Below are 22484 nucleotides of genomic sequence, written 5' to 3'. Positions count from 1 at the left end.
GTCCTGAATCTCCAGGAGGCGCCTCATGCGTGCGCGTACACCGAACCGGGCACTCGCCGAGCTGATCGCCGAAGCCCGCTGGACGAACGGCGAGGTCGCCCGGGCCGTCAACCGGGTGGGAGCCGAGCTCGGGTTGGCGCTGCATTACGACGACTCCGCCGTGTGCCACTGGCTGACGGGCACGATGCCGCGCAAGCGGGTGCGGCCGGCGCTCGTGGAGGCGTTCTCGCGGCGGTTGTCCCGACCGGTGACGGCCGGGGAGTTCGGGTTCGGCGGCGAGGGGAGCGCCCCGCTCGGGGACCCGGATACCGTGACGGGACTCGTCGAACTGGGGAGCGTGGACATGGATCCGTCCCGCAGAGCCGTACTCGGCAGCGCCGGTCTCTACTCGGTCGCGGCGCTCATCCCGGGGTTCACCGATCTGGTGGGCCGCTTCGCATCGCACCGCCGCAACCCGCATCAGCGCATCGGTCAGGGAGAAGTCGACGCCGTCGTCGCCATGTCGGAGCGGATCAGCGAGATCGACGACATGTTCGGCGGGCGCCACGCCCGCCCGATGGCGGCGGCGTTCATGGTCAACACCGTCGCCCCGTACCTCAAGGCGGAAGGGCCGGAACGGGTACGGAAGGCGATGCTGTCGGCGGCTGCCGACCACTGCTACCTGACGGGCTACATGGCGATGGACGAACGCGCCGACGGTCTCGCCCAGTGGTACTACACGAAGGCCCTGGAGCTGGCCGGCGGTGCGGAGGACCACCTCACGTACTGCACGACGCTGCGCGGCATGAGCGTGCAGGCGGTGGATCTGGGGCACGGCGCGAAGGCTCTCGAACTCGCGAACGCGGCGGCCGGGGCATCCCCGCAGGCCGGACCGCGGATGGTGGCATTCCTCGCGGGTCAGCAGGCACATGCGGCCGCACGGACGGGTGACCGGGCGACGGCACTGCGGCGGCTGCACGAGGCCGAGGCCGCGATGGAGCGGGCGGAGGACAGACAGACTGCCTTCCGCTCGTACGATCCGGCCGCGCTGAAGTACCACGTGGGGCAGGTGCGGTACGAGTTGGGCGATGTCGCCGGGTCGGTGGAGGCGTTGGAGGAGTCGAATCGGCTGCGAGAGCCGGTGTATCGGCGAATCCGTGCCATTCGGGAAGCGACGCTGGCGGAGCGGAAGCTACGGCTCGGGCGGCTGGAAGAGGCGTGCGTCGACTGGCACGGGATGCTCGACGACTACGGGCATGTGCGCTCGGGGCGGTGCGACGACCGCTACCGGGCGATGGTGTCCGCGATCCGGCCGCACCTGCGGAACCGGTACGCCCGCGAGCTGTACGAGCGGGCGCTGCCGCTGGCGCCCGCTGCGTGAGGCGAGGAACGTCGGCGGGACCGCCTCGGCGTGCGGCCGCACCCTGCGCTGAGCGGTGCGACTAGAGTCGCAGGCCCACCCGCACAGCAGGAGTTGGACCCACCGTGACGACAGGAGAGCACCGCCCCGCCATCCGCCCGGCGACCGGGGATGACCGTGGTGAGCTCCAGGCTCTCGCGCGTCGCACGATCGACACCTGCTACCGCGCGTTCCTCGGCGACGAGGCCGTGGACTGGTTCATCGGCAGCGGAGCTTCCGACGCGCATGTGACGGACCATCTGGAACGGGGCGGCGTGCACTGCCTCGTGCAGGACGGCCGGATCATCGGCCTCTCCATCCTCGACGGCCCCACGGTCGACCTGATGATGATCGACCCGCATCAGCACCGGCGAGGGCTGGGACGGCTCCTGCTGGGACACGCGGAGGACACCCTCCTCGCCCGGTATCAGGTCATCCGTCTGGAGACCTTCCCGGGCAACACCGGAGCCGTGTCGTTCTACGAGGCATGTGGCTGGGCCCTCGGACGTCCGCTGGAGGGCGAGGGCCCGGCAAAGCTCGAACTCACCAAGAGCCGCGCAGGTGCCTGACCGCGCGGTCGGTGGGCTCACAGCGGGGAGCGGGCGGCCGGTACAGGGGCTCCGCCTTCATGGACGTGCCGGCGTCCAGGTGCCCAACGCCACCGCCAGACCCTCGTGTTGCGCACGGCTGATGCCCTGCGCGATGCGCAGCCCGTTGCGCGGGCTGAGGGGCCCGTCGCAGCAGAGGACGCCCTCCCAGGGGGCGGTGGCGCCGCTGAGAGGGGAGGCGGAGGGGAGGGCCCAGGAGGCCGGAGACCAGTACGGGTGGTGGGCGAGCAGGGTGGACGCCAGGGCCGGGGCCCCGTCCGGCAGGGTACCGGTCGCGGTCAGGGCGGCGGCGACCACGGGCGCGGCCTCGTCGGGGAGGTCGGCGTCGCCGAGGGCGGGCAGGAGGAGCAGCAGGCGGGCGTGCGGGTCCTGGACGCCCGGGGCGGAGGCGTCCGGGGTGTGGGCGATGTGGAGGAGTTCGGGCCAGGCGAGCCCCGGGCCGGACGGGTGGCCGTCGATCGTGCCGAGGTGGCCCAGGCGGCCGGCCCATCCCGGGTGGGTGAGGAAGAACTCCACACCCGCGTCGTCGTCGAAGTTGCGGTAGAGCACCACCGCCGTGTGCCCGCCGCCGAAGGGGATCCGGAAGACGGGCCAGCGCTCCTCGTCCATGACCGTCTCGAACGCGGCGTCGGCGTCGGCCGCGTCGGCGCCGAAGGTCTCGGGGCTCGTGCCGGAGGGGCAGAGCACCCCCAGGTGGCAGAGCCAGAAGCCGGGCAGCGTGAGCAGGTCCTCGCCCGCCACGAGCGGGTCGTCGGACTCAGGGTCGTATCCCTCGATGAGCATGGGCTCAGGGTGCCGGACGGGTACGACAACGCCGCCGGCGGGATCAGGCGACGGTCTCCACGCCGTCCTTGACGAGGGTGCCGTCGGCGGCGACGGCGAACCATTCGCCGTCCAGGCCCTGGCCGTTGACGTCGCCGGGGAGCACGTCGCCGACGTAGTAGTAGAGCGGCCAGTCGCCGTAGACGGCCTGGTCGGCGCCCTCGCCGAGCCGGGTCTCGCCGAGCAGGGCCGGGTCGGCGGTGCCGGTGGCGGTGAGTTCGGCGGCCGAGGTGAACGCGGGCCAGACGGCGATGCAGTCGGCGTCGCAGGTGGCCGTGCCGGGCTTGTCCTTGGTGAAGGCGTAGAGGGTGCGGCCGTTGCTGTCGACCAGGATGGAGCCGAGGTCGGACTCGGCGGTGGTGACGGACGCGGGGGCCGCCCCCGAGCCCGCGCCCGAGCCGGAATCGGGGGCGGGGGCCGGGTCGTCGGGGCCGCTGCCGGGCTCGGTGGCGGCGGGGGCATCGGCGCCGGGGGCGGCCGCGCCGGCGTCGCGCTGCCGCGCCGACGGGGAGGCCGGGCCCGCCCCGTAGCCGGAGCCGCCCGAGTCCTCGCAGCCGGTCGCGCCGAGCAGCGCAAGGGCGATCAGCGGGGCCGCGAGAAGGGACCTGGTCCGGGCCGGGTGGGGGGTGCCGCGCATGCTGGACTCCTCGTTCGCGCTGGGGCGTGGGCCGGTTGCGTACGGCCGGAGGTACGCGCCGCGGCGGCCTGCCGTTCAGGCCCGCGCGCCGGACGTCCCGTGTTGAACGACGGTCGGGAACCGCCCGTACTGGACCCCGACCGACGGCCGGACGCGCCGCTCGCACGACGCGGCGAGGGGACGGGGCCGGCCCCGACGGGAGGACCTCCCCATGCGCATGTTCCGACTCCGCCGCCTCTCCGTGCCCGCCGCCCTGGTGGTGCTGGCCGCGGCGGCCGGGGCCGCCGCCCCCGCGGTGGCCCACGACGGGCACGACGGACACGGCGGGGGCCGAAGTCCGGACCGGGCCGAGGCCGCGGCGTTCACCACGAAGGGCAAGGGGCGCGCGGTGACCTTCGCCGTCGTCATGACCGGCGCCCACGAGGTCCCCGAGAAGGGCGGGCCCGCCGTGAACGACCCGGACGGGAAGGCCGTGGCGCTCGTGAAGATCAAGGGCGACCGCATCGTCTTCGCGATGCAGTGGCAGGGCTTCGTGCCGAGCCAGGGCCACATCCACCAGGGGGCGGCCGGGCGGAACGGCGAGGTGCGGGTGCCGCTGTTCGGTACGGAGATGCCGGGCTCCGTGCACTCGGCGGCCGGGCACGGGACGATCGAGGACGCGAAGCTGGCCGACCGCCTCCGCGCGCACCCGTCCGGCTTCTATCTGAACCTGCACAGCGCGGAGTTCCCCGGCGGCGCGGTGCGCGGTCAGCTGAAGCGGCTGAAGAGGAACATCAACCCGCTGCACATCATCAAGGGCGGGAAGCTGCGCGCGCTGTCCAACGGCGTGCAGGAGGTGCCGGTGACGGACCCGGCCAAGGTCGGCGACGACGACGGCTTCGCGGTGACGTTCCTGCACCCGTCCGGGCGCTCCGTGGACTTCTCGCTGGCGTGGGTGAACATCCAGCCCCCGCAGGCGGCGCACATCCACCGGGGCACGTTCGGGACGAACGGCGACGTCGTGCTCGGGCTGCTCGACAAGCCGGTGCCGGAGGGGGTGTTCGCGGTGTCGGGGCGGCTGGAGCACCAGCACAAGGGGCTGCTGAAGGAGATCCGCGAGACGCCGCGGGAGTTCTACTCCAACATCCACACGGAGAAGTTCCCGGACGGGGCGGTGCGGGGGCAGCTCCTGGGCTGATGCGGGACGGCAGCCCCGGACCCGGGGGCGGCGGACCCGGCCCCGGGGGCCACGGACCCGGCCCCGGGGGCGCGGGGCGCCTCCGGGTGCCCCGCGACGGGGTCCTAGGCTCGGGGGCGGACAGACCAGAGCGGATCAGAGCAGAGCCGGACGGTACGGAAGACCGGGACGGCGACGAAAGGTGGCGGTGTCATGGCCAGGGTTCCCGCGGCGGCGGTGGCGGCAGGCGGTCTCGTGGGCGGGTACTCGCTCGCCCGCTTCACCGGGAAGCGGCCCCTCGGGGGTGTGGCGCTGGCCGCGGCGGGTGCCGTCGCCGCGCGTCAGTGGCACCGGGACGCGGGGGCGAAGGCGGCCGCAGGGCTGAGCGCCGCGTACATCGCCGCGTTCGCGGGCTCGCACCCGCTGGCGAAGAAGGTCGGCGCGTGGCCTGCGGTCCTCTCCGTGGCGGCGGGTGTGGCGCTGGCCTCGGCGGCGGTGTCGCGCGGGCGGCACGGAAACGAGGCGGGACGGGGCTGAACGCCCCGGGCGCCGCGTACGTACTGAAGGACACCTCCCCCTGGAGGCGCTGGGCGCGGGACCGTCAGGCAGGGACCGGTCACGCGCCCGGCGCGTCCGCCCCACGGCGCAGGCGCCGGGCACCCCACCGGGCCGAGGCCCGAGAACCGGGCGCCCAACGGGGGTCGGGCCCCGCGAAGCCCCCGCCTCAGCGGGACGGTGGCAGCGACTGGCGGCGGATCATCCGCTCCAGGCCCCCGCGGTCCGAGCCGACCTTCCGGTAGATGTCGGACATCAGGCGCGTCACCACCGGCAGCCCGACCCCCAGCTCCTCCGCCATGCTGTCGTCGGACCGGCCGGCCACGGCCCACTCGGCCACCTGGCGCTCCTGGGTGGTGAGCAGCCCGGTGTCGTCGGAGCGCAGTTGCAGCGGCCACAGGCCCGCCGCGTCGAGTTCCTCGCGGGCGCGGACGGCGAGGGCGTCGGCGCCGCACTGCACGGCACCCTCCAGCCCGCGGTGGAGCTGCTCGCCGGCCTCCTGGCGCAGGCCCGCGCGGCGCAGGGCGACGCCGTGGTCGACCAGAGCGCTCGCGAGGTCGTAGCCGGCGGGGGAACGTTCCAGGTGGGCGACGGCGTCCGCCAGCAGGCGCAGGCGCTCGGCGGCGTTCTCGGTGATCGACGCCGTGGTGTGCAGCGCCTGCCCGATCGCGGACTGGGTGCCGAAGCGGCGGGCCATCTCCAGGGCCTCGGCGGCGAGCGCGGCGGCGTGCTCCGGGTTGTCGGTGGCCCGGGCGAGGTGGAGGCGCCACGGGCACCAGGCGGGGTTGCGCATGCCGCGGGGTTCGAGCCGCAGGCCGACCCTGGCCAGCTCGTACTCGGCCTCCCGGCGCCGCCCGAGGGCGAGCAGCAGCTCGCTGTGGACGGTCTGCGAGTCGGGGTAGACGACGGCGCTGGGCACCACGTCGCCGTAGCCGTACTTGACGGCGACGTCGTGCGCGTCGGAGGTGCGGCCGCGGGCGAGCAGGATCTCGATGAGGATGCCGATCGCGAAGTACTGGGCGGGTACGTTGCGTCCGACCCGGTCGGCGATGCGCAGCCCCGCGCGGACCAGGGTCTCGGCCTCGTCGAGACGGCCCCGGCGGTAGCGGATGTAGCCGAGCAGGGTGAAGCCGAACGACAGGTGGGCCCCGCGCCAGCCCTTGCGCTCGCACTCGGCGATGCCGGCGTTGAAGAGCTCCTCGGCCTGGCCGGGCTGGTCGCAGTACATGAAGGTGAGCGCCACCAGCACCGGGACCTCGAAGCCCCACTGGTCGTCCGTCCAGCTCATGCCGTCGCCGAGGGCCTCGCGGGCGTAGTGCAGCGCCGTCTCGGCGGACTCGCCGCGGACCATGGCGTCCCAGGCCCGCAGGCCCAGGATGTAGCGCTCGGCGAGGCTGCGGCCGGTGAGGTGCTCGGCGAGCCGGGCCAGCCGGCGCGAACGGGCCGGGGAGTCGGGCTCGTCGGCGCGGAAGGCGTTCCACATGAACTGCTCGGCCTGCATGTGCAGCCGGGTCCTGGCGTCGGTCGCCTCGCGGGCCGCCTCGGCGACGGTCTCGGCGGCCTCCGCCATCCGGTCGGAGTGGCCGAGTGCCTGGGCGAGCCGGTAGACGATCATCTCGCGCAGGGCGGGGGCGAGGACGGGCTCGTCCAGGGCGGCGCGCAGGTGGTTGACCGTGGTGGCCGGTTCGGTGAGCAGGGCGGAGCAGCCGAGTTCGAAGAGGACGTCCGCCCGCTCGTCGAGGGCGGGAGGTTCGCGCAGCGCGCGGGCGAGGCAGCGGCGTGCCGCCTCGGGGGCGCCCGACCTGAGTGAGTCGCGGGCGGCCTCGCGCAGTTGCCGCACGACCCACGGGTCGCTCTCGGGGTGCACCTCCAGCAGGTGCCGGGCGACGCTGGTGACCCCGAGGCCCGCGGTCGAGACGACGGCCGCGGCCTGGCCGTGCATGGCGACCCGGAACGCGGCGGGTATGGCGCGGTAGACGGCGGTGGCCACCAGCGGGTGGAAGAACTCCAGCCGGTCGTCGTCGGGGTGGTCGGCCGGCGGGGCGGATACGGGCCTCGCGCAGCCGTGCGACGGCGTCCGCGGACTCGGCCTCGCCCAGTCCGCCGACGCTCGCGGCCAGGCTCCGCGACGCCTCGGCGCCGAGCACGGCCGCGCCCCAGGCGAACCGCACCGTGGAGGTGCCGAGCCGCTCCAGCCGGTCGACGAGCCCGCTGCCCTTCACCGCCGAGGCGAGTTCGCGCAGTTCGGCGACGTGGATGTCCTGGGGCTTCAGGCCCCGGTCGGCGAACTTCGCCGCGACCTCGACCGTCTCGAAGGGGTTGCCGCCGGTGACGGCCCACGCCTCGCGGCAGAAGCCGTCGTCGGCCTCCTCGCCGAGGGCCTCCCGCACCAGGCTGCCGACCGCGCGAGGGGTCAGCGGGGCGAGGTCGTACGGGTGGGAGCCGTGGCGTTCGGCGAGATGGGCGAAGGCGGCCGCGTCGGCGGGGAGTTCGTCGGAGCGGTAGGCGACGACGAGCAGCATCGGCAGCTCGGTGACCCTCGGGGCGAAGCCCGTGAGCCAGGCGAGGGACTCGGCGTCGGCCCAGTGGACGTCGTCGAGGATGACCATCAGCGGCGCGTGCTGCACGGCGAAGCGGGTGGCGATCCAGTCCAGGCCGTCGCGCACGCCCTGCGGGTCGGGCGCGCCGCCGTCGCCCCGGGCGACCAGGCCCATGGCGGGGGCGACGATGTCGTACCAACTGCCCAGCAGACGGCGGTGGTCCTCCTCGCCGGAGGCCGCCAGCAGCGGCTGCACGAGCTGCCGTACGACATGGAAGGCGACGCCCTGCTCCTGCTCGCCGCCGCGGGCGGCGAGCACCGTGCAGCCGCGGGCCACGGCTCTGCGGCGCACCTCGGCCAGCAGCGTGGTCTTGCCCAGCCCGGCGGGCGCGGCGAAGGCCAGCAGCGCTCCCGAAGCGGGGCCGCCGGTGCCGGCCGCCGCCTCCGACAGCTCGGTCAACAGGGCGTCGACCGCGCCGAGTTCCGCGTCTCTCTCCAACAGCTTCCGGCGGGGGCGTCCCGGCCGGTCTCCCGTAGAGGCCACTTCTGTTCCTTCGACCGCAGGGACACGGGTACGCGCGAAAGCGTACGCCCACGGGGAGTTGTGTGTCCGCGACTGTGCGTTCGGGCCCCACTCGGCGCCCGATGCTGGTAACGGGGAAGGGCGTACGCCGGGCGCGTTCCACCACGGCCCGCGCGGGTGTCGCGCCCGGCCCAGGGGCACCTTCCGGGGGGCGTGCGCCGGGAGCGTGCGCCGATTGCCGCCATCCGACGCCGCCACGGGGCGCGGAGGACTCCCGGATCGGGGCCGTTCCCCCTAGCCTCGTAGGGCTGCGAGTACACCTCGGACCTGCGCCCCGAGTCATCGGCGGGGCGCCACGACACCAGGGGGCACGTATGGCGAACGCGATGGACTTCGGCCACCTTCCCAGCCCCGCGGATCCCACCCGGCGCACGACGGCGGTCAGGATCCCCTTCCCGGCGCTGCTCAACCCGCATGCGGAGCGGGCCCGGCGGCACACGCTCCAGTGGCTGCTGACGACCGGACTGCTCGACGGGGAGGCCGCGACGGCGGAGTACGACCCGCTCCGGCTGGAGCGGCTGATGGCGTATTTCTACCCCACGGCGAACGCCGCCGATCTGGAGCTCGCAGCCGATTTCAACGCCTGGTTCTTCATCTTCGACGACCAGTTCGACGGTGGGCTCGGGATGCGGCCGCGGGCGATAGAGCGGCTGGTGGACAGCCTGGGGCGGATCATGACGCCGGACGACACCGTGCCGGTCTCCAGTCCGCCGCTGGTCCGGTCGTTCGGCGACATCTGGCGCCGCTCCACGGCCGGCAGGGCGCCGCACTGGCGGCGCCGCTTCCGTACGCACTGGCTCGCGTACATGGCCGCGCACCAGGGCGAGGCGCGCAACCGCAACGCGGACGGCCTGCCGACGCCCGAGGCCTTCCTCGAACTGCGGCGCCACTCCATCGGCGTGCAGCCCTGCCTGGACTTCACCGAGCGCTGCGGGGGCTACGCGCTGCCCGACGAGCTGCACGGGGCGGAGCCGCTGCGGGAGATGCGGGAGGTCACCGCCGACGTGGTGATCTTCGTCAACGACATCGTGTCGCTGACCAAGGAGATCGCCGCGGGCGACGTCAACAACAGCGTGCTGGTGCTGCGCGGGCACAAGGGCTGTTCGCTGGACGAGGCCGTCGATCTGACGGCCGCGCTCGCCAACCGGCGGATCGCCCGCTTCGGCGAGCTCGCCGCGTCGCTCCCGGCGGCGCTGCACGCGCGGGGCGTCCCGGCGGAGGTGCGGGGGCACGTCGACCACTACGTCGAGGGGATGCGGCATGTGATGGCGGGCAATCTGGCGTGGTCGCTGGCGACCTCCCGCTACGACGAGCGCGGCATCGCCGCCGTCAGCGGCGGACGCCGGCGCCCCTGGGGCGCCCTGGCCTCCGACCCCGACGCCCCCGCCACCCCGCCGCCCCCGCGCACCGCCACCACCGACCTCCCGTCCCAGCGCACCGCCCCCCACGGGGGGCTCTGACCTGCCGGGGGGCTCCCGCCCCGGGAGGCTCCCGGGGCGGGGGCGGTCGACGGGCCGGTGTCAGCCGCCCAGGGCGTGCGCGACGGTGTGGATCGCGAGGCCCGCGAGGGCGCCCACCACCGTGCCGTTGATGCGGATGAACTGGAGGTCCCGCCCGATGTGGGCCTCGATCTTGCGGGAGGTGTGCTCGGCGTCCCAGCTCGCGACGGTGTCCGAGATCAGGGAGGTGATCTCGGCGCGGTACGTCGTCACCACGTACACCGCCGCGTCCTCCACCCAGCCGTCCACCTTGGACTGGAGCCGGGTGTCCGTCGACAGCTTGGCGCCGAGCGACAGCAGGGAGGCCCGGGCGCGCAGCCGCAGCTCGCTGCGGTCGTCCTCGGCCGCGGAGAGGATCATGTCGCGCACCGACGACCAGGCCGAGGCGATGACGTCCTGGATCTCGGTGCGCCCCAGCAGCTCGGACTTCAGCCGCTCGACGCGCTCCCGCGTCTCGGTGTCGGACTGGAGATCGCCCGCGAAGTCCCCGAGGAACCGGTCGATCGCGGCCCGCGCCGGGTGCCCGGGCATGTCGCGCATCTCGGTGACGAAGCGCAGCAGCTCCCGGTAGACCCGCTCGCCGACCTTGCGGTCGACGAAACGCGGCGTCCAGCCCGGCGCGCCGCCCTCGACGGCGTCCATCACGGAGTCGGCGTGCAGGACGAGCCAGTCGTGGGCGCGGGCGCAGATCAGGTCGACGGCCCGGTGGTGGGCGCCGTCGGCGACGACCTTCTGGAGCGTCTTGCCGACGCCGGGGGCGATCTCCGCGGCCTCGGCCCGGCGGGTGATGGCCTCCCCGACGACCGCCTGCACGTCGGAGTCGCGCAGCACGGTCAGCGCGCCGCGCAGGGCGGTGGCCAGCTCGGCGGTGACCCGGTCGGCGTGCGCGGGCTCCGCGAGCCAGGTGCCGAGCCGCCGGCCGATGCCGACGCCCCGCAGCCGGGCGCGCACCACGTCCTCGGAGAGGAAGTTCTCGCCGACGAAGGAGCCCAGCGAGGCGCCGAGCTGGTCCTTCTTGTGCGGGATGATCGCGGTGTGCGGGATGGGGATCCCCAGCGGGTGGCGGAACAGCGCCGTCACGGCGAACCAGTCGGCCAGCGCGCCCACCATCCCCGCCTCGGCCGCCGCCGCGACGTATCCGGCCCAGGCGCCCGCGCCGGACTTCTCCGCCCAGGTGGCGAGGGCGAAGACCACGGCGACGAAGAGCAGCAGGCCGGTGGCCGTGGCCTTCATCCGCCGCACGCCGCGCTGCTTCTCCGCGTCCGCCTCGGTGTACGCGAAGCCGGGCAGCCCGGTGCCCTGCGGGCGGCCCGGCGGCCCGGCGTCGCCCCGCGTGCCCGGGCCGCCGGGCGCGGCCCCGCCCGGGGCAGCGCCCGGTGCCTCTCCCGGGCCCGTGCCCGGCGCCCCGCCCGGGGGCGGGGTGCCCTCGTCACCGGCACGGTCCACGTGGCCCGGCTCATCCGGTTCTGTGCGTCTCATCCGCTCCACCCGTCCGCGCGTACGTCCCGTACGCATTGTCCCTGCCTCGATTACTCCCGGGCGGCACGTCGAGTTCCCGGGCCGTGCCGGATGATGTGTGCATGAACAAGCGTCAGGGGTACGCGAGCCTCGCTGCCCTCATGGCCGTCGTGGCCCTCATATGCGGCGGCATCTACCTCGGCATCGACACGGTCAAGAACCGCCCCGCCCTGCGCACGCCGCCCTCCGCGACCCCGGTGTGGCTCGCCACCTGGGCCGCCGCACCGGTCGCCGCCCTGCCGGCGGAATCCGGCGACGGGGCGGGCGCGGGCCGTGACGGGCGCTCCGTGCGCAATGTCGTGCACACCAGCATCGGCGGCACCGCCGCCCGCGTCACGCTCTCCAACCTCTACGGCACCGAGCCGCTGCGGGTGGACGCCGCGTCACTCGCCGTGGCGGCGGGGGCGGGCGGCGCCGGGGCCGCGGCCGTCCCCGGCTCGGTCCGTCCGCTGCTCTTCGGCGGGGCGCGCGGCGCGACCGTGGCCCCCGGCGGGGAGATCGTCAGCGACCCGGTGACCCTGCGCATCCCGTACGACGGGGACCTGCTGGTCAGCGTGCACGTGCCGGAGGGCGCCCCGGTGACCGTCCACACCCACGCCCGCCGGACCTCCTACGTCGCCGACGGCGACCGCACCCGGGACGAGAGCGGCGACGGCTACACCGAGCGCATCCGGTCCTGGCAGCATGTGACCGCCGTCGACGTGCTCACCTCGCACGCGCGCGGCTCGGTCGTGGCGGTCGGCGACTCGATCACCGACGGCGTCACCTCCACGCCCGACACGGACCGCCGCTGGCCGGACGTCCTCGCGGACCGCCTCGGCGGCCGCCACGGCGTGGTCAACGCGGGCATCAGCGGCAACCGGCTGCTTCTCGACGGCCGCGGCGAGAGCACCCTCGGCCGCCTCGACCGCGATGTGTTCGCCCGCTCCGGGGCCAGGTCGGTGATCGTCGCCATCGGCGTCAACGACCTGCTGCGCTCCCCGTACGCGGGGACCGGCGAGCAGGTCGTCGCGGGGCTGCGGGAGCTGACCGGCCGGGCCCGCGCCCAGGGCCTGCACGTGACCGGCGCGACGATCCTGCCCTGCGCGGGCCACCCGCGCTGCTCGGCGGCCGTGGAGGCCGAGCGGGCGCTGGTCAACGAGGCCGTGCGCGCGGGCACGGTGTTCGACACGGTCGTCGACTTCGACCGCGCCCTGCGCGACCCGTACGCGCCCCGCCGGCTGCTGCCCGCCTACGACTCGGGGGACCATCTGCACCCGAGCGACGCGGGCTACGCCCGGATGGGCGCCGTGGTGGACCCGTCCGTCCTCTGACCGACCGCCGCCCACCGCCGGGCGGCTCCTGCCGGGACGCGCCGGGCCGTAGTCGCGGGCGCGCGTGCCGTGACAGGACGCGCCCGGTCAGGCCCCCGAGGCCGGCCGGGGCCCGCTCGCCCAGCCGGCCGTCCGTCCGTCGACAGGCCTCCCGTGTCGGAGCGTGCCCGGTCCGGACCCACTCGGGCGGTGCCTCGCCCGGCCCGTGGGCCACCGGGCTCCCGGGGCCACCGGGACCGACCCGGCCCCGGCGTGCCTCAGTCCAGTTCCTTGCGGTCCTGCTCGCGCTCCAGCCTGCGTTCCCGCTTCTCCAGCCGGGCCTGCTCGGCGCGTTCGGCGCGCTCCGCCTTCAGGCGGAGCTTCGCCGCCTTGGTGCGCTTGCGCTCCACGCCGACGCCGCCCATCACGGCCAGGCCGCGGACGACGACGCGCGGGGCCTCCGGGTCCGGCTCGACATCGGAGACGCCCTGCTCGCCGAAGCCGCCCATCAGGCCGACACCGGTGACCTGGAGGTGCACGTCGGGGGGCACGACCACATGCACGCCGCCCATCAGGACGACACAGGTGATCACGGTCTCGCGCGCCTCGAACCGGGCGTCGCGCAGGTCGAGTTCGCCGCCCGCCATCACCGTCACCGCGGTGAAGGACTTGCCGATCGTCCAGGTGCCCTTGCGTCCGAACCCGCCCCAGAAGGCGAAGGCACCCTTCGAGGTCGCCGGGAGTCCGATGCGCTCGCGCCAGCGCGTCCGCGCCGGGGCGGCGGGGTCGGCCAGCGGTGCCGGATCGGCGCCGGTACCGCCCGGCGCGGGCAAGTCCGCGACCAGGGGCGTCAGTTCGCCGTGCGTACGCGCCCGGTAGGCGGCGTCGAGACGCTGCTCGAACTCCTCCATGTCGAGGCGGCCCTCGGCGACCGCGTCACGCAGCCGCTCGGCCACGCGCTCCCGTTCCGTATCGGAGGCACGCATCTCGGGGAGTTCGCTCGTCATACGACCAGCCTAGTCAGCGGAGCGGTCCGCGTACATCTTGGCGATCACCGCCTCGATGTCGGGCTCGCGCACCGAGAGGTCCACCAGCGGCCAGCGGGCGGCGATCCCTGCGACCAGCGGGGCCGCCGACGCGGAGGCCGGGAAGGCCAGCCACTGCCGGGGGCCCTCGACCTTCACGGTGCGCGCGCCCTCCAGCGCGATCGGCGGCAGCTCGCGCTCCAGGTCGACGACGAGGGTGCGTTCGCTCTCGCCGACCTCGTGCAGCCCGGCGAGTGCCCCGTCGTACATCAGGCGCCCGTGGTCGATGACCATGACCCGCCGGCAGAGCTGCTCGATGTCGGTGAGGTCGTGGGTGGTCAGCAGCACGGTGGTGCCGCGCTCGGCGTTCAGGTCGCGCAGGAAGTCGCGGACCTTCGCCTTGGAGACCACGTCCAGCCCGATGGTCGGCTCGTCCAGGTAGAGCACCTCGGGGTCGTGCAGCAGGGCCGCCGCGATGTCGCCGCGCATCCGCTGGCCCAGCGACAGCTGACGCACCGGCACGTCCATCAGCTCGCCGAGGTCGAGGAGTTCGGTGCACCGGTCGAGGTTCTCCCGGAACACCGCGTCGGGCACCCGGTACATGCGGTGCATCAGCCGGTAGGAGTCGCGCAGCGGCAGGTCCCACCACAGGGTGGTGCGCTGGCCGAAGACGACGCCGATGCGCCGGGCGAGCCGGGTCCGCTCGCGGGACGGGTCGATGCCGGCGACCCGCAGGCTGCCGCCGCTGGGCGTGAGGATGCCGGTGAGCATCTTGATCGTGGTCGACTTCCCGGCGCCGTTGGGGCCGATGTAGCCCACCATCTCGCCGCGCGCCACGGTGAAGCTGATCCCGTCGACCGCCCGCACCCGGTGGCGCTCGCGGCGCAGCCGGCCGGCCTTGCGGCGCACGTCGAAGACCTTCTCCACGCCGTCGAGCGTGATGAAGCCGGCCTCCTCGGCGCCGGGTCCCGCCGCGTCCGGGCCGGGGCCCGTGCCCGGTACGGCGGCGCCGCGGGGGTCCGTGGCGGGTGTGCCGTCCCTCGTGTCCATTCCCAGCTCCCGTCCCCACTCCTCGGTGGAAGTCGTCAGTTCCCGGTGCTGCGGTACGCGCGCAGCCCGGTGCGCCACGCCAGTCCGGCGAGCCCCATGCAGAGGGCGGCGACGAGCGGCGGCAGCAGCGCCAGCCAGTCGGGCAGGCCCAGCGGGCTCTCCCGGTCCAGCACGTACAGCGACGGCACCCAGTTGACGAAGGCGAGCGGCACGACGAACGTCACCCCGCGCACCAGGTCCTTGGCGAAGATCGACGGCGGGTACTGGAGCAGGGTGTTCCCGCCGTACGTGAAGGCGCTCTGCACCTCGGCGGCGTCCAGCGCGAAGAACTGGAACGCGGCGCCCGCGACGAAGACCGACCCGAAGATCGCCCCGCCGCACAGCAGCATCATGGGCACCGCGGCCACCCTGCCCGCGGTCCAGTCGATGTCCAGCGTCAGCAGGGCGTAGCCGAGCACCAGCAGCCCCTGGGTCACGCGGCCGAGGCGGCGCAGGGCGAACCGGTCGGCGGCCACCTGCGCGAGCACCGGCACGGGCCGCACCAGCAGGGTGTCGAGGGTGCCGTCGCGCACCCGCCGCCCCAGCCGGTCCATGGAGCCGAGCACCAGGTCGGCCAGGCCGAAGGCGGTGCTCGTCGTCCCGTAGAGGAACGCGATCTCGGGCAGCGACCAGCCGCCGAGCGCGTCCACGTGGGAGAACATCAGCAGGACGGTGACGAAGTCGAAGCCGGTGGCGACGAAGTTCCCGAACGCCGTCATCGCGAACGACGCCCGGTAGGCCATCGTGGAACGGATCCACATCGCCACGATCAGCCCGTAGGCCCGCAGCGCCTCGCCGAGCCGCGCCCCGGCCGTCCCCGGCCCGTCCGCCCGGGTTCCGGCCGCCCCCGCTTCGGCCGTCCGTGTATCAGCCACCCTGGACCACCACCCGCCGGGTCGCGACCGCCTGGAGCAGCCGGCCGGCCGCGAGCAGGGCGGCGGCCCAGCCGGCCTGGAAGGCGTACGCCGACAGCAGGCCCGTGCCCGAGTAGGTGCCGAGGAAGACGTCCGCCGGGACCTGGAGCAGCGAGGACCAGGGCAGCGCCCGGGCCACCTCCCCGAGCACCCCGGGGAACAGGTTCAGCGGCAGCAGCATCCCGGAGAAGAACAGGGCCGCCAGCCAGGCCATCTGGATGACTCCGGCGCCGTCCATCAGCCAGAACGCGGACAGCGCGACCAGGAAGCGGACGGCGAAGCTCACCACCACCCCCAGCGCCACCGACACCAGGAAGGCGAGCCAGGTCAGCGGGGAGGCGGGCATCGCCAGGTCGAAGGCGAGCGCCCCGACCGCCATCGGCACGATCCCGCGCCCGATCAGATGGAACGCGGCACGGCCCAGATCGCCCGCCAGCCACCACAGTTGCAGGTCGGCGGGGCGGTACAGGTCGACGGCGACGTCCCCGGTGCGGATGCGCTCGACCAGTTCGTCCTCGAAGCCGCCGCCCATCATCGCGCAGGTCATCAGCAGCGCCTGACCGAGCCACACATAGGTCAGCGCCTGCGACAGGTCGTACCCCCCGAGCTGCGGACGCTCGTCCCACAGCGCGATATAGGTGTACGCCATGATGAAGCCGAAGACGGTGTTGGTGAACACGCCCGCGGCGGTCGCCACCCGATACGTCGCATGGCGCCGGAACCCGCCCGCCGCGACGATCGCATAGAGCCGCACCACAGTCCCCCGCCCCCTCGTCCTGCCCGGCCGGCCGCCGGTCCGCCCGGCACCAAAGCGCACGACCCTAGTGCAGCCGGACGCCGCCCGGCGAGCGCTTTTCCGGCCGCCTCGTGTCCGGATCCAGGGGATATCACCACAAAAAGTGCACTATGGGGGAATGAGTGACGAGCCGCAGCAGCAAGGCTGGACCCCCCGGGACGCGACCGTGCCCGGCCCGGCCGAGCCCGCGCCCGCCCAGAAGACCTCGGGCAAGGCCCGCCGCAGGCGCACCGGCTGGCGGCGCCTCGTCCCCACCTGGCGGATCGTCCTCGGCACCACCCTGGCCGTCGCCGTCCTGCTGATCGGCGGCTTCCTGGCGGGCTATCTGCTCGTGGACATCCCCGCCGCCAACGCCTCCGCGACCGCGCAGACCAACGTCTACCTCTACCGCGACGGCACCCCCATCGCCCGCGACGGCGAGGTCAACCGGGAGAACGTCCCCCTCGACCAGGTACCGCTCGACGTCCAGCGGGCCGTACTCGCCGCCGAGGACCGCGACTTCTGGACCCAGCCCGCCATCGACCCGGCGGCCATGGTCCGCGGCGCCTGGAACACCGTCACCGGCAAGGGCCGGCAGTCCGGCTCCACCATCACCCAGCAGTACGTGAAGAACTACTACCTCGTGCAGGAACAGACCGTGACCCGCAAGGTCAAGGAGTTCTTCATCGCCGTCAAGCTCGGCCGCGAGCAGAGCAAGAGCGACATCCTCCAGGGCTACCTCAACACCAGCTACTTCGGCCGCAACGCCTACGGCATCCAGGCCGCCGCCCAGGCCTACTACGGCAAGGACGTCGCCGACCTCGGCGCCGCCGAGGGCGCCTACCTCGCCTCCCTGCTCAAGGCCCCCAGCGCCTACGACGTCGCCGCCCACCCCCGCAACCGGGCCGCCGCCATCGCCCGCTGGAACTACGTCGTCGACGGCATGGTCAAGGAGAAGTGGCTCACCCCCGCCGCCCGCGCCGCCATGCGCTTCCCCGCACCGCAGGCCGCCAAGGCGACCTCCACCGGCCTCTCCGGCCAGCGCGGCTACATCGTGCAGGCCGTCCGCGACCACCTGGACGCGACCGGCACCGTCGACGAGAAGACCCTCGCGGGCGGCGGCTACCGCATCACCACCACGCTCGACCGCGCCAAGCAGGACGCGTTCACCGGGGCCGTCGACGAGGAGGTCACCTCCCGGCTCGACGAGGACAACGACGCCGACCGCAACGTCCGCGTCGGCGGCGCCTCCATCGACCCCGCCACCGGCGACGTCGTCGCCATGTACGGCGGCATCGACTACACCCGCCAGTTCGTCAACAACGCCACCCGCCGCGACTACCAGGTCGGCTCCAGCTTCAAGCCCTTCGTCTTCACCGCCGCCGTGGAACACGGCTCCACCACCCAGAGCGGCCGGCCCATCACCCCCAACACCGTCTACGACGGCACCAGCGCCCGCCCCGTCCAGGGCTGGACCGGCGCCGAGTACGCCCCCGACAACGAGGACGACGTCTCCTACGGCCCCGTCTCCATCAGCCGGGCCACCGACGAGTCCGTCAACGCCGTCTACGCGCAGATGGCCGTCGACGTCGGCCCCGAGAAGGTGCGCCGCACCGCGATCGCCCTCGGCCTGCCCGCCACCACCCCCGACCTCACCCCCTCCCCCTCCATCGCCCTGGGCACCGCCACCGCCAGCGTCCTCGACATGGCGGAGGCCTACACCACCCTCGCGAACCACGGCAGGCACACCGAGCACACCCTCGTCAGCAAGATCACCCGCAACGGCTCCGAGATCGCCCTCCCCGAACGCCCCGCCCGCCGCGCCGTCTCCCGGGAGGCCGCCGACACCACCACCGCCGTCCTGCAGAGCGTCGTCGACGGGGGCACCGGCGCCGCCGCCGGCGCGGTCGGCCGGCCGGCCGCGGGGAAGACCGGCACCGCCGAGGAGGACCGCGCCGCATGGTTCGCCGGATACACCCCCGACCTGGTCACCGTCGTCGCCGTCATGGGCCAGGACCCGAAGACGGGCGCCCAGACCCCGCTCTACGGCGCCCTCGGCGCGCCCCGTGTCAACGGCGGCGGCATCCCCGCCGAGATCTGGGCCCGCTACACCTCCGCCGCCCTGGAAGGCAGCGAAGTCCGCGGCTTCGACCTGGAGGTGACCGAACCCATCAAGGAGCCCGACGAGGCGGAGGAGTCCGCGGAAACCGGCGAGTCCACGCCGCCCTACGACGCCGAAGGCGAGGGCGACGGCGGGGACGGCGGCTGGGAGGAAGGCGCGGGCGGGCCCGCCGCACCCACCGGCCCCGGGCGGACCACCGCCCCGGCACCCACCGGCGGCACGGACACCCCCGGCCCGGGCACCACACTCCCCGGCCCCGGACCCGGCGGAACGGCCACGGCCCCCACGACCGGACCGCCCGCCGCCCTGCCCGCCACCGCGGCCGGACCGGCGCCCGATCCCGCCCCCGGCCCCGCCGCGGGCGAAGCACCCGGCAGCGGACCCGGCAGCGGCGACACGCCCCGGTGACCGCGGTCACCGCGCGCGCGGCTCAGTGACCCGAGGTCGCCTTCAGACCCACCACGGCCACCAGCAGCAGACACACGAAGAAGATCCGGGCCGCCGTCACCGGCTCGTTCAGCACCAGCATCCCCACCACCGCCGCACCCGCGGCACCGATACCGACCCACACGCCGTAGGCCGTACCGATCGGCAGCGTCTTCGCCGCCTGCGCGAGCAGCACCATGCTCGCGACGATCCCGAGACCGGTGAACACACTCGGCCACAGCCGGGTGAACCCCTCGGTGAACTTCATCCCGATCGACCAGCCCACTTCGAGCAGACCGGCGACGATGAGCAGGACCCAGGCCATGACGGCACCTCCGAGACACGGGAACAACACGGGGTGCGTCGTCTTTGCGGAGCCCGGTACGGCGCGTCTCGTCGGGTCGGTCCACCGTAGCAAGCACCGGCCGCCGCCCCCATGCCAAGGGCCGGTGACCTCCGCCACCGGCCCCGGCCCACACCCTCGGCGCGCCTACAGGTACAGCCCCGTCGAATCCTCCGAACCCTGGAAACGGTCGGCGGCCACCGCGTGCAGATCGCGCTCGCGCATCAGCACGTACGCCACGCCCCGCACCTCGACCTCGGCCCGGTCCTCCGGGTCGTAGAGCACCCGGTCGCCGATCTCCACCGTGCGCACGTTCTGCCCGACCGCGACCACCTCGGCCCACGCCAGACGCCGGCCGACCGCGGCGGTCGCCGGGATCACGATGCCCCCGCTGGAGCGCCGCTCACCCTCCGGGATGTCCGTCCGCACCAGCACACGGTCGTGCAGCATCCGGATCGGAAGCTTGTCGTGCTGGGTCCTGTGCTCATCTCTGCTGGCGCTCACGCGACGAACCTACCCGCCCCGCGGGCCCCGGCGCCCCACAGGGTCACACCCTGCGCCGGCGCGCCGACATCGCCAGCAGGCCCATCAGACCGACGGCCACCAGCGCCACCGGCACCACCCGCTCCAGCCGCGGCGCGCCCTCCTCGGACACGAACCTGGCCTTCACGTCCGACACCGTGCGGTTCACCGCCACGAACGCGCGCCCGGCGGTCGCGTCCACCGTCGACGCCACCTTCGCCTTCGCGTCACCGATCATCGTCTTGGGATGCACGCGCACACCGATCTCGTCGAGCATCTCGGCCAGCTGCTCGCGCCGGCGGACGATGTCCGCCTCGATCTGCGCAGGGGTCCTGGTATCCGACACCGCGCCGCCTCCCTGGTCGTGTCGTCGTCTGTGGTCGTGTCGTCCTGTGTTCCGACATCGACAGTCTGTCAGCTACCGCCTCCCCGCACCCCACGGCACCCCCATTACGCTCGACGGCGTACACCCTCACGGCCGCCCAGCAACGTACGGAGAACCATGAGCGAGCGCCTGGCACCCGGCGACACCGCCCCCGCCTTCACCCTTCCCGACGCCGACGGCAACGAGATCTCGCTGGCCGACCACAAGGGCCGCAAGGTCATCGTGTACTTCTACCCCGCGGCGCTCACCCCGGGCTGCACCAAGCAGGCCTGCGACTTCACCGACAACCTCGACCTGCTCGCCGCGGCCGGCTACGACGTCATCGGCGTCTCCCCCGACAAGCCCGAGAAGCTCGCGAAGTTCCGCGAGACCGAGAACCTCAAGGTCACCCTCGTCGGAGACCCCTCCAAGGAGGTCCTCACCGCCTACGGGGCCTTCGGCGAGAAGAAGCTCTACGGCAAGACGGTGACCGGGGTCATCCGCTCCACCGTCGTCGTCGACGAGGACGGCAAGGTCGAACGCGCCCTCTACAACGTCAAGGCCACCGGCCACGTCGCCAAGATCATCAAGGATCTGGGGATCTGACCGTCCCCCGCCCGCTGTGACCGCGGTCCCACTCCAGGGACCGCGGTTTGCTTTCGCCACGATCGGTCAGACGTATCTCCTGGCAGCACCTTCCAGGAGAGGACGCGACATGGCGGGTTCGGAACAGCGGGACACTCCGGATCCCGCGGCGGTCAAGCGGCACCCCGTGCTCTTCCGCACCATCAAGCAGCGGAGAAACCCCAAGCTCAGGCGGACGGACATCACCGTCACCGACGACGCCGCGGTCAAGCGCGCCGTCAAGGCGGCCTCACTCGGCAACGCCATGGAGTGGTTCGACTTCGGGATCTACAGCTACCTGGCCGTCACCATCGGCCACGTCTTCTTCCCGTCCGGCAACGACACCGCCCAGCTCCTGTCGTCCTTCGCCACCTTCGCCGTCGCCTTCCTGGTACGGCCCCTCGGCGGCATGTTCTTCGGCCCCATGGGCGACCGCATCGGCCGCAAGAAGGTCCTCGCCCTGACGATGATCCTCATGGCCGTCGGCACCTTCGCCATCGGCCTGATCCCGTCCTACTCGGCGATCGGCTTCTGGGCACCCGTCCTGCTGATCCTCTTCCGCCTCGTCCAGGGCTTCTCCACCGGCGGCGAGTACGGCGGCGCCTCCACCTTCATCGCCGAGTACGCGCCCGACAAGCGCCGCGGCTTCTTCGGCAGCTTCCTCGAATTCGGCACCCTCGCCGGCTACGTCGGCGCCGCGGGCCTCGTCACCGCCCTCACCGCCCTCCTCGGCGACGCCGCCATGGAGGACTGGGGCTGGCGCGTCCCCTTCCTCGTCGCCGGACCCCTCGGCCTCGTCGGCCTCTACCTGCGACTGCGCCTCGACGAGACCCCCGCCTTCCAGAAGCTGGAGGACGAGTCCGCCCGCGCCTCCGAGGCCGCGGACGCCGTCGAGACCTCCACCAAGGGCGACCTCGCCAAGATCTTCCGCCAGTACTGGCCCACCCTGATCCTGTGCATCGCCCTGGTCGGCGCCTACAACATCACCGACTACATGCTGCTGTCCTACATGCCGACCTACCTGTCCGACGAGCTCGGCTACAGCGAGACCCACGGCCTGCTGATCCTGCTCGGCGTGATGGTCGCCCTCATGGCCGTCATCAACCAGGTCGGCCGCCTCAGCGACCGCTTCGGCCGCAAGCCGCTCCTGATGACCGGCATGCTGGGCTTCCTGTTCCTGTCGGCCCCCGCCTTCCTGCTCATCGGCCAGGGCAGCATCCCGGCCATCATCGCGGGCATGCTGATGCTCGGCCTCTCCCTGGTCTGCCTCCTCGGCACGATGTCCGCGGCCCTCCCCGCGCTCTTCCCCACCCAGGTGCGCTACGGCTCGCTCTCGGTCGGCTACAACCTCTCGGCGTCACTCTTCGGCGGCACCACCCCCCTGGTGATCACCGCCCTCATCAGCCTGACCGGCAGCAACATGATGCCGGCCTACTACTCCATGGCCGCCGCCCTGGTCGGCGTGATCGCCGTCGCCTGCATGAAGGAGACCGCCCAGAAGCCCCTCGACGGCTCACCCCCCTCCGTCAGTACCAAGGAGGAAGCCGCCGACATGGTCCTCGCCACGGCCCCCGACCCCAAGTTCTGACCCCGCCCCCTCCCCTCCCGGAGCGCCCCGCCCCCAGAAATGGAGGCGGGGCGCTCCGCTTTCCGCGCGTGACCGTCCGATAAACGGTTCGTTGGTCCGTACGGG

Annotated in this window: 20 protein-coding genes, 1 pseudogene and 1 riboswitch; of the genes and pseudogenes, 9 read left to right on the top strand and 12 right to left on the bottom strand. The window is 73.6% G+C overall.

The window, feature by feature from the left end; genetic code table 11:
* Positions 1 to 25 precede the first annotated feature (25 nt).
* Together JE024_RS22080 and JE024_RS22075 are read left to right on the top strand one after the other, a co-directional pair.
* Positions 26 to 1360 carry an NsdA family TPR-like regulatory protein gene (locus tag JE024_RS22080; protein ID WP_205375245.1) on the top strand — a complete coding sequence of 445 codons (1335 nt, stop codon included), beginning with the start codon at positions 26 to 28 and terminating at the stop codon, positions 1358 to 1360.
* A 104-nt stretch (positions 1361 to 1464) separates the two neighbouring features.
* Complete coding sequence (locus JE024_RS22075) at positions 1465 to 1947, top strand: GNAT family N-acetyltransferase (protein ID WP_244883028.1); 483 nt, start codon at positions 1465 to 1467, stop codon at positions 1945 to 1947.
* A gap of 57 nt (positions 1948 to 2004) precedes the next feature.
* Here the strand turns inward: JE024_RS22075 and JE024_RS22070 are convergent, their stop codons facing one another.
* The gene (locus tag JE024_RS22070) at positions 2005 to 2769 is read right to left on the bottom strand and encodes a hypothetical protein (RefSeq protein ID WP_205375244.1); all 765 of its coding nucleotides are present in this window, start codon (positions 2767 to 2769) and stop codon (positions 2005 to 2007) included.
* 43 nt (positions 2770 to 2812) lie between these two features.
* Positions 2813 to 3445, bottom strand: coding sequence for a COG4315 family predicted lipoprotein (locus tag JE024_RS22065; RefSeq protein ID WP_205375243.1), 633 nt, complete (start codon positions 3443 to 3445; stop codon positions 2813 to 2815).
* Positions 3446 to 3656: 211 nt separating this feature from the next.
* Here JE024_RS22065 and JE024_RS22060 point away from each other — a divergent pair, with 211 nt between their 5' ends.
* Entirely contained in the window at positions 3657 to 4622 is a 966-nt protein-coding gene (locus JE024_RS22060; RefSeq protein ID WP_205375242.1) for a CHRD domain-containing protein, read from the top strand.
* Positions 4623 to 4814: 192 nt separating this feature from the next.
* The gene (locus JE024_RS22055; protein ID WP_205375241.1) at positions 4815 to 5138 is read left to right on the top strand and encodes a hypothetical protein; all 324 of its coding nucleotides are present in this window, start codon (positions 4815 to 4817) and stop codon (positions 5136 to 5138) included.
* 187 nt (positions 5139 to 5325) lie between these two features.
* On the opposite strand, the gene JE024_RS42120 is transcribed toward JE024_RS22055, so the two are convergent.
* On the bottom strand, positions 5326 to 7146 hold the full coding sequence (locus JE024_RS42120) for a hypothetical protein (RefSeq protein WP_307840708.1): 1821 nt from the start codon (positions 7144 to 7146) through the stop codon (positions 5326 to 5328).
* A 580-nt stretch (positions 7147 to 7726) separates the two neighbouring features.
* Positions 7727 to 8239, bottom strand: a pseudogene (locus JE024_RS42115) (ATP-binding protein); the annotation flags it as partial.
* Between the two features lie 353 nt (positions 8240 to 8592).
* Here JE024_RS42115 and JE024_RS22045 point away from each other — a divergent pair.
* Positions 8593 to 9738 (top strand): isoafricanol synthase, encoded by a 1146-nt coding sequence (locus JE024_RS22045; protein WP_205375240.1) that lies wholly within the window; start codon positions 8593 to 8595, stop codon positions 9736 to 9738.
* A gap of 60 nt (positions 9739 to 9798) precedes the next feature.
* On the opposite strand, the gene JE024_RS22040 is transcribed toward JE024_RS22045, so the two are convergent.
* Positions 9799 to 11256: a DUF445 domain-containing protein gene (locus tag JE024_RS22040; protein WP_244883027.1), complete on the bottom strand. Its 1458-nt coding sequence runs from the start codon at positions 11254 to 11256 to the stop codon at positions 9799 to 9801.
* A 101-nt stretch (positions 11257 to 11357) separates the two neighbouring features.
* Between JE024_RS22040 and JE024_RS22035 the strand changes: the two genes are divergently transcribed.
* Positions 11358 to 12608 carry an SGNH/GDSL hydrolase family protein gene (locus JE024_RS22035; protein WP_205375238.1) on the top strand — a complete coding sequence of 417 codons (1251 nt, stop codon included), beginning with the start codon at positions 11358 to 11360 and terminating at the stop codon, positions 12606 to 12608.
* A 257-nt stretch (positions 12609 to 12865) separates the two neighbouring features.
* Here JE024_RS22035 and JE024_RS22030 read toward each other — a convergent pair whose 3' ends face one another.
* From JE024_RS22030 to JE024_RS22015, 4 genes are read right to left on the bottom strand one after another with little or no spacing between them, the layout of a single operon-like run.
* The gene (locus JE024_RS22030; RefSeq protein WP_205375237.1) at positions 12866 to 13594 is read right to left on the bottom strand and encodes a DUF1707 SHOCT-like domain-containing protein; all 729 of its coding nucleotides are present in this window, start codon (positions 13592 to 13594) and stop codon (positions 12866 to 12868) included.
* A gap of 9 nt (positions 13595 to 13603) precedes the next feature.
* Entirely contained in the window at positions 13604 to 14662 is a 1059-nt protein-coding gene (locus JE024_RS22025; protein ID WP_244883026.1) for an ABC transporter ATP-binding protein, read from the bottom strand.
* A gap of 35 nt (positions 14663 to 14697) precedes the next feature.
* Positions 14698 to 15576: an ABC transporter permease gene (locus tag JE024_RS22020; RefSeq protein WP_244883025.1), complete on the bottom strand. Its 879-nt coding sequence runs from the start codon at positions 15574 to 15576 to the stop codon at positions 14698 to 14700.
* Positions 15569 to 16369 (bottom strand): ABC transporter permease, encoded by an 801-nt coding sequence (locus JE024_RS22015; RefSeq protein WP_205376666.1) that lies wholly within the window; start codon positions 16367 to 16369, stop codon positions 15569 to 15571. Before JE024_RS22015 ends, JE024_RS22020 begins: the two co-directional genes overlap by 8 nt.
* 160 nt (positions 16370 to 16529) lie before the next feature.
* On the opposite strand from JE024_RS22015, the gene JE024_RS22010 reads away from it, so the two are divergent.
* The gene (locus JE024_RS22010) at positions 16530 to 18920 is read left to right on the top strand and encodes a transglycosylase domain-containing protein (RefSeq protein WP_205375236.1); all 2391 of its coding nucleotides are present in this window, start codon (positions 16530 to 16532) and stop codon (positions 18918 to 18920) included.
* A gap of 22 nt (positions 18921 to 18942) precedes the next feature.
* On the opposite strand, the gene JE024_RS22005 is transcribed toward JE024_RS22010, so the two are convergent.
* The 3 genes from JE024_RS22005 to JE024_RS21995 form a co-directional block, all read right to left on the bottom strand.
* Positions 18943 to 19263 (bottom strand): DMT family transporter, encoded by a 321-nt coding sequence (locus JE024_RS22005; RefSeq protein ID WP_205375235.1) that lies wholly within the window; start codon positions 19261 to 19263, stop codon positions 18943 to 18945.
* A 32-nt stretch (positions 19264 to 19295) separates the two neighbouring features.
* Positions 19296 to 19354: riboswitch (guanidine-III (ykkC-III) riboswitch) on the bottom strand.
* A 74-nt stretch (positions 19355 to 19428) separates the two neighbouring features.
* Positions 19429 to 19731: a GroES family chaperonin gene (locus JE024_RS22000; protein ID WP_372449872.1), complete on the bottom strand. Its 303-nt coding sequence runs from the start codon at positions 19729 to 19731 to the stop codon at positions 19429 to 19431.
* A 97-nt stretch (positions 19732 to 19828) separates the two neighbouring features.
* Complete coding sequence (locus JE024_RS21995) at positions 19829 to 20149, bottom strand: DUF3618 domain-containing protein (protein WP_205375233.1); 321 nt, start codon at positions 20147 to 20149, stop codon at positions 19829 to 19831.
* Positions 20150 to 20305: 156 nt separating this feature from the next.
* Between JE024_RS21995 and bcp the strand changes: the two genes are divergently transcribed.
* Both bcp and proP read left to right on the top strand, forming a co-directional pair.
* A complete protein-coding gene (gene bcp, locus JE024_RS21990) occupies positions 20306 to 20773 on the top strand; it encodes a thioredoxin-dependent thiol peroxidase (protein WP_205375232.1) in 468 nt (155 codons plus the stop codon).
* A gap of 109 nt (positions 20774 to 20882) precedes the next feature.
* A complete protein-coding gene (proP, locus tag JE024_RS21985) occupies positions 20883 to 22379 on the top strand; it encodes a glycine betaine/L-proline transporter ProP (RefSeq protein WP_205375231.1) in 1497 nt (498 codons plus the stop codon).
* Positions 22380 to 22484 lie beyond the last annotated feature (105 nt).

The sequence above is a fragment of the Streptomyces zhihengii genome (genome assembly GCF_016919245.1).
Classification (GTDB): Bacteria; Actinomycetota; Actinomycetes; order Streptomycetales; family Streptomycetaceae; genus Streptomyces; species Streptomyces zhihengii.
This window is presented reverse-complemented; position numbering and strand designations above follow the sequence as displayed.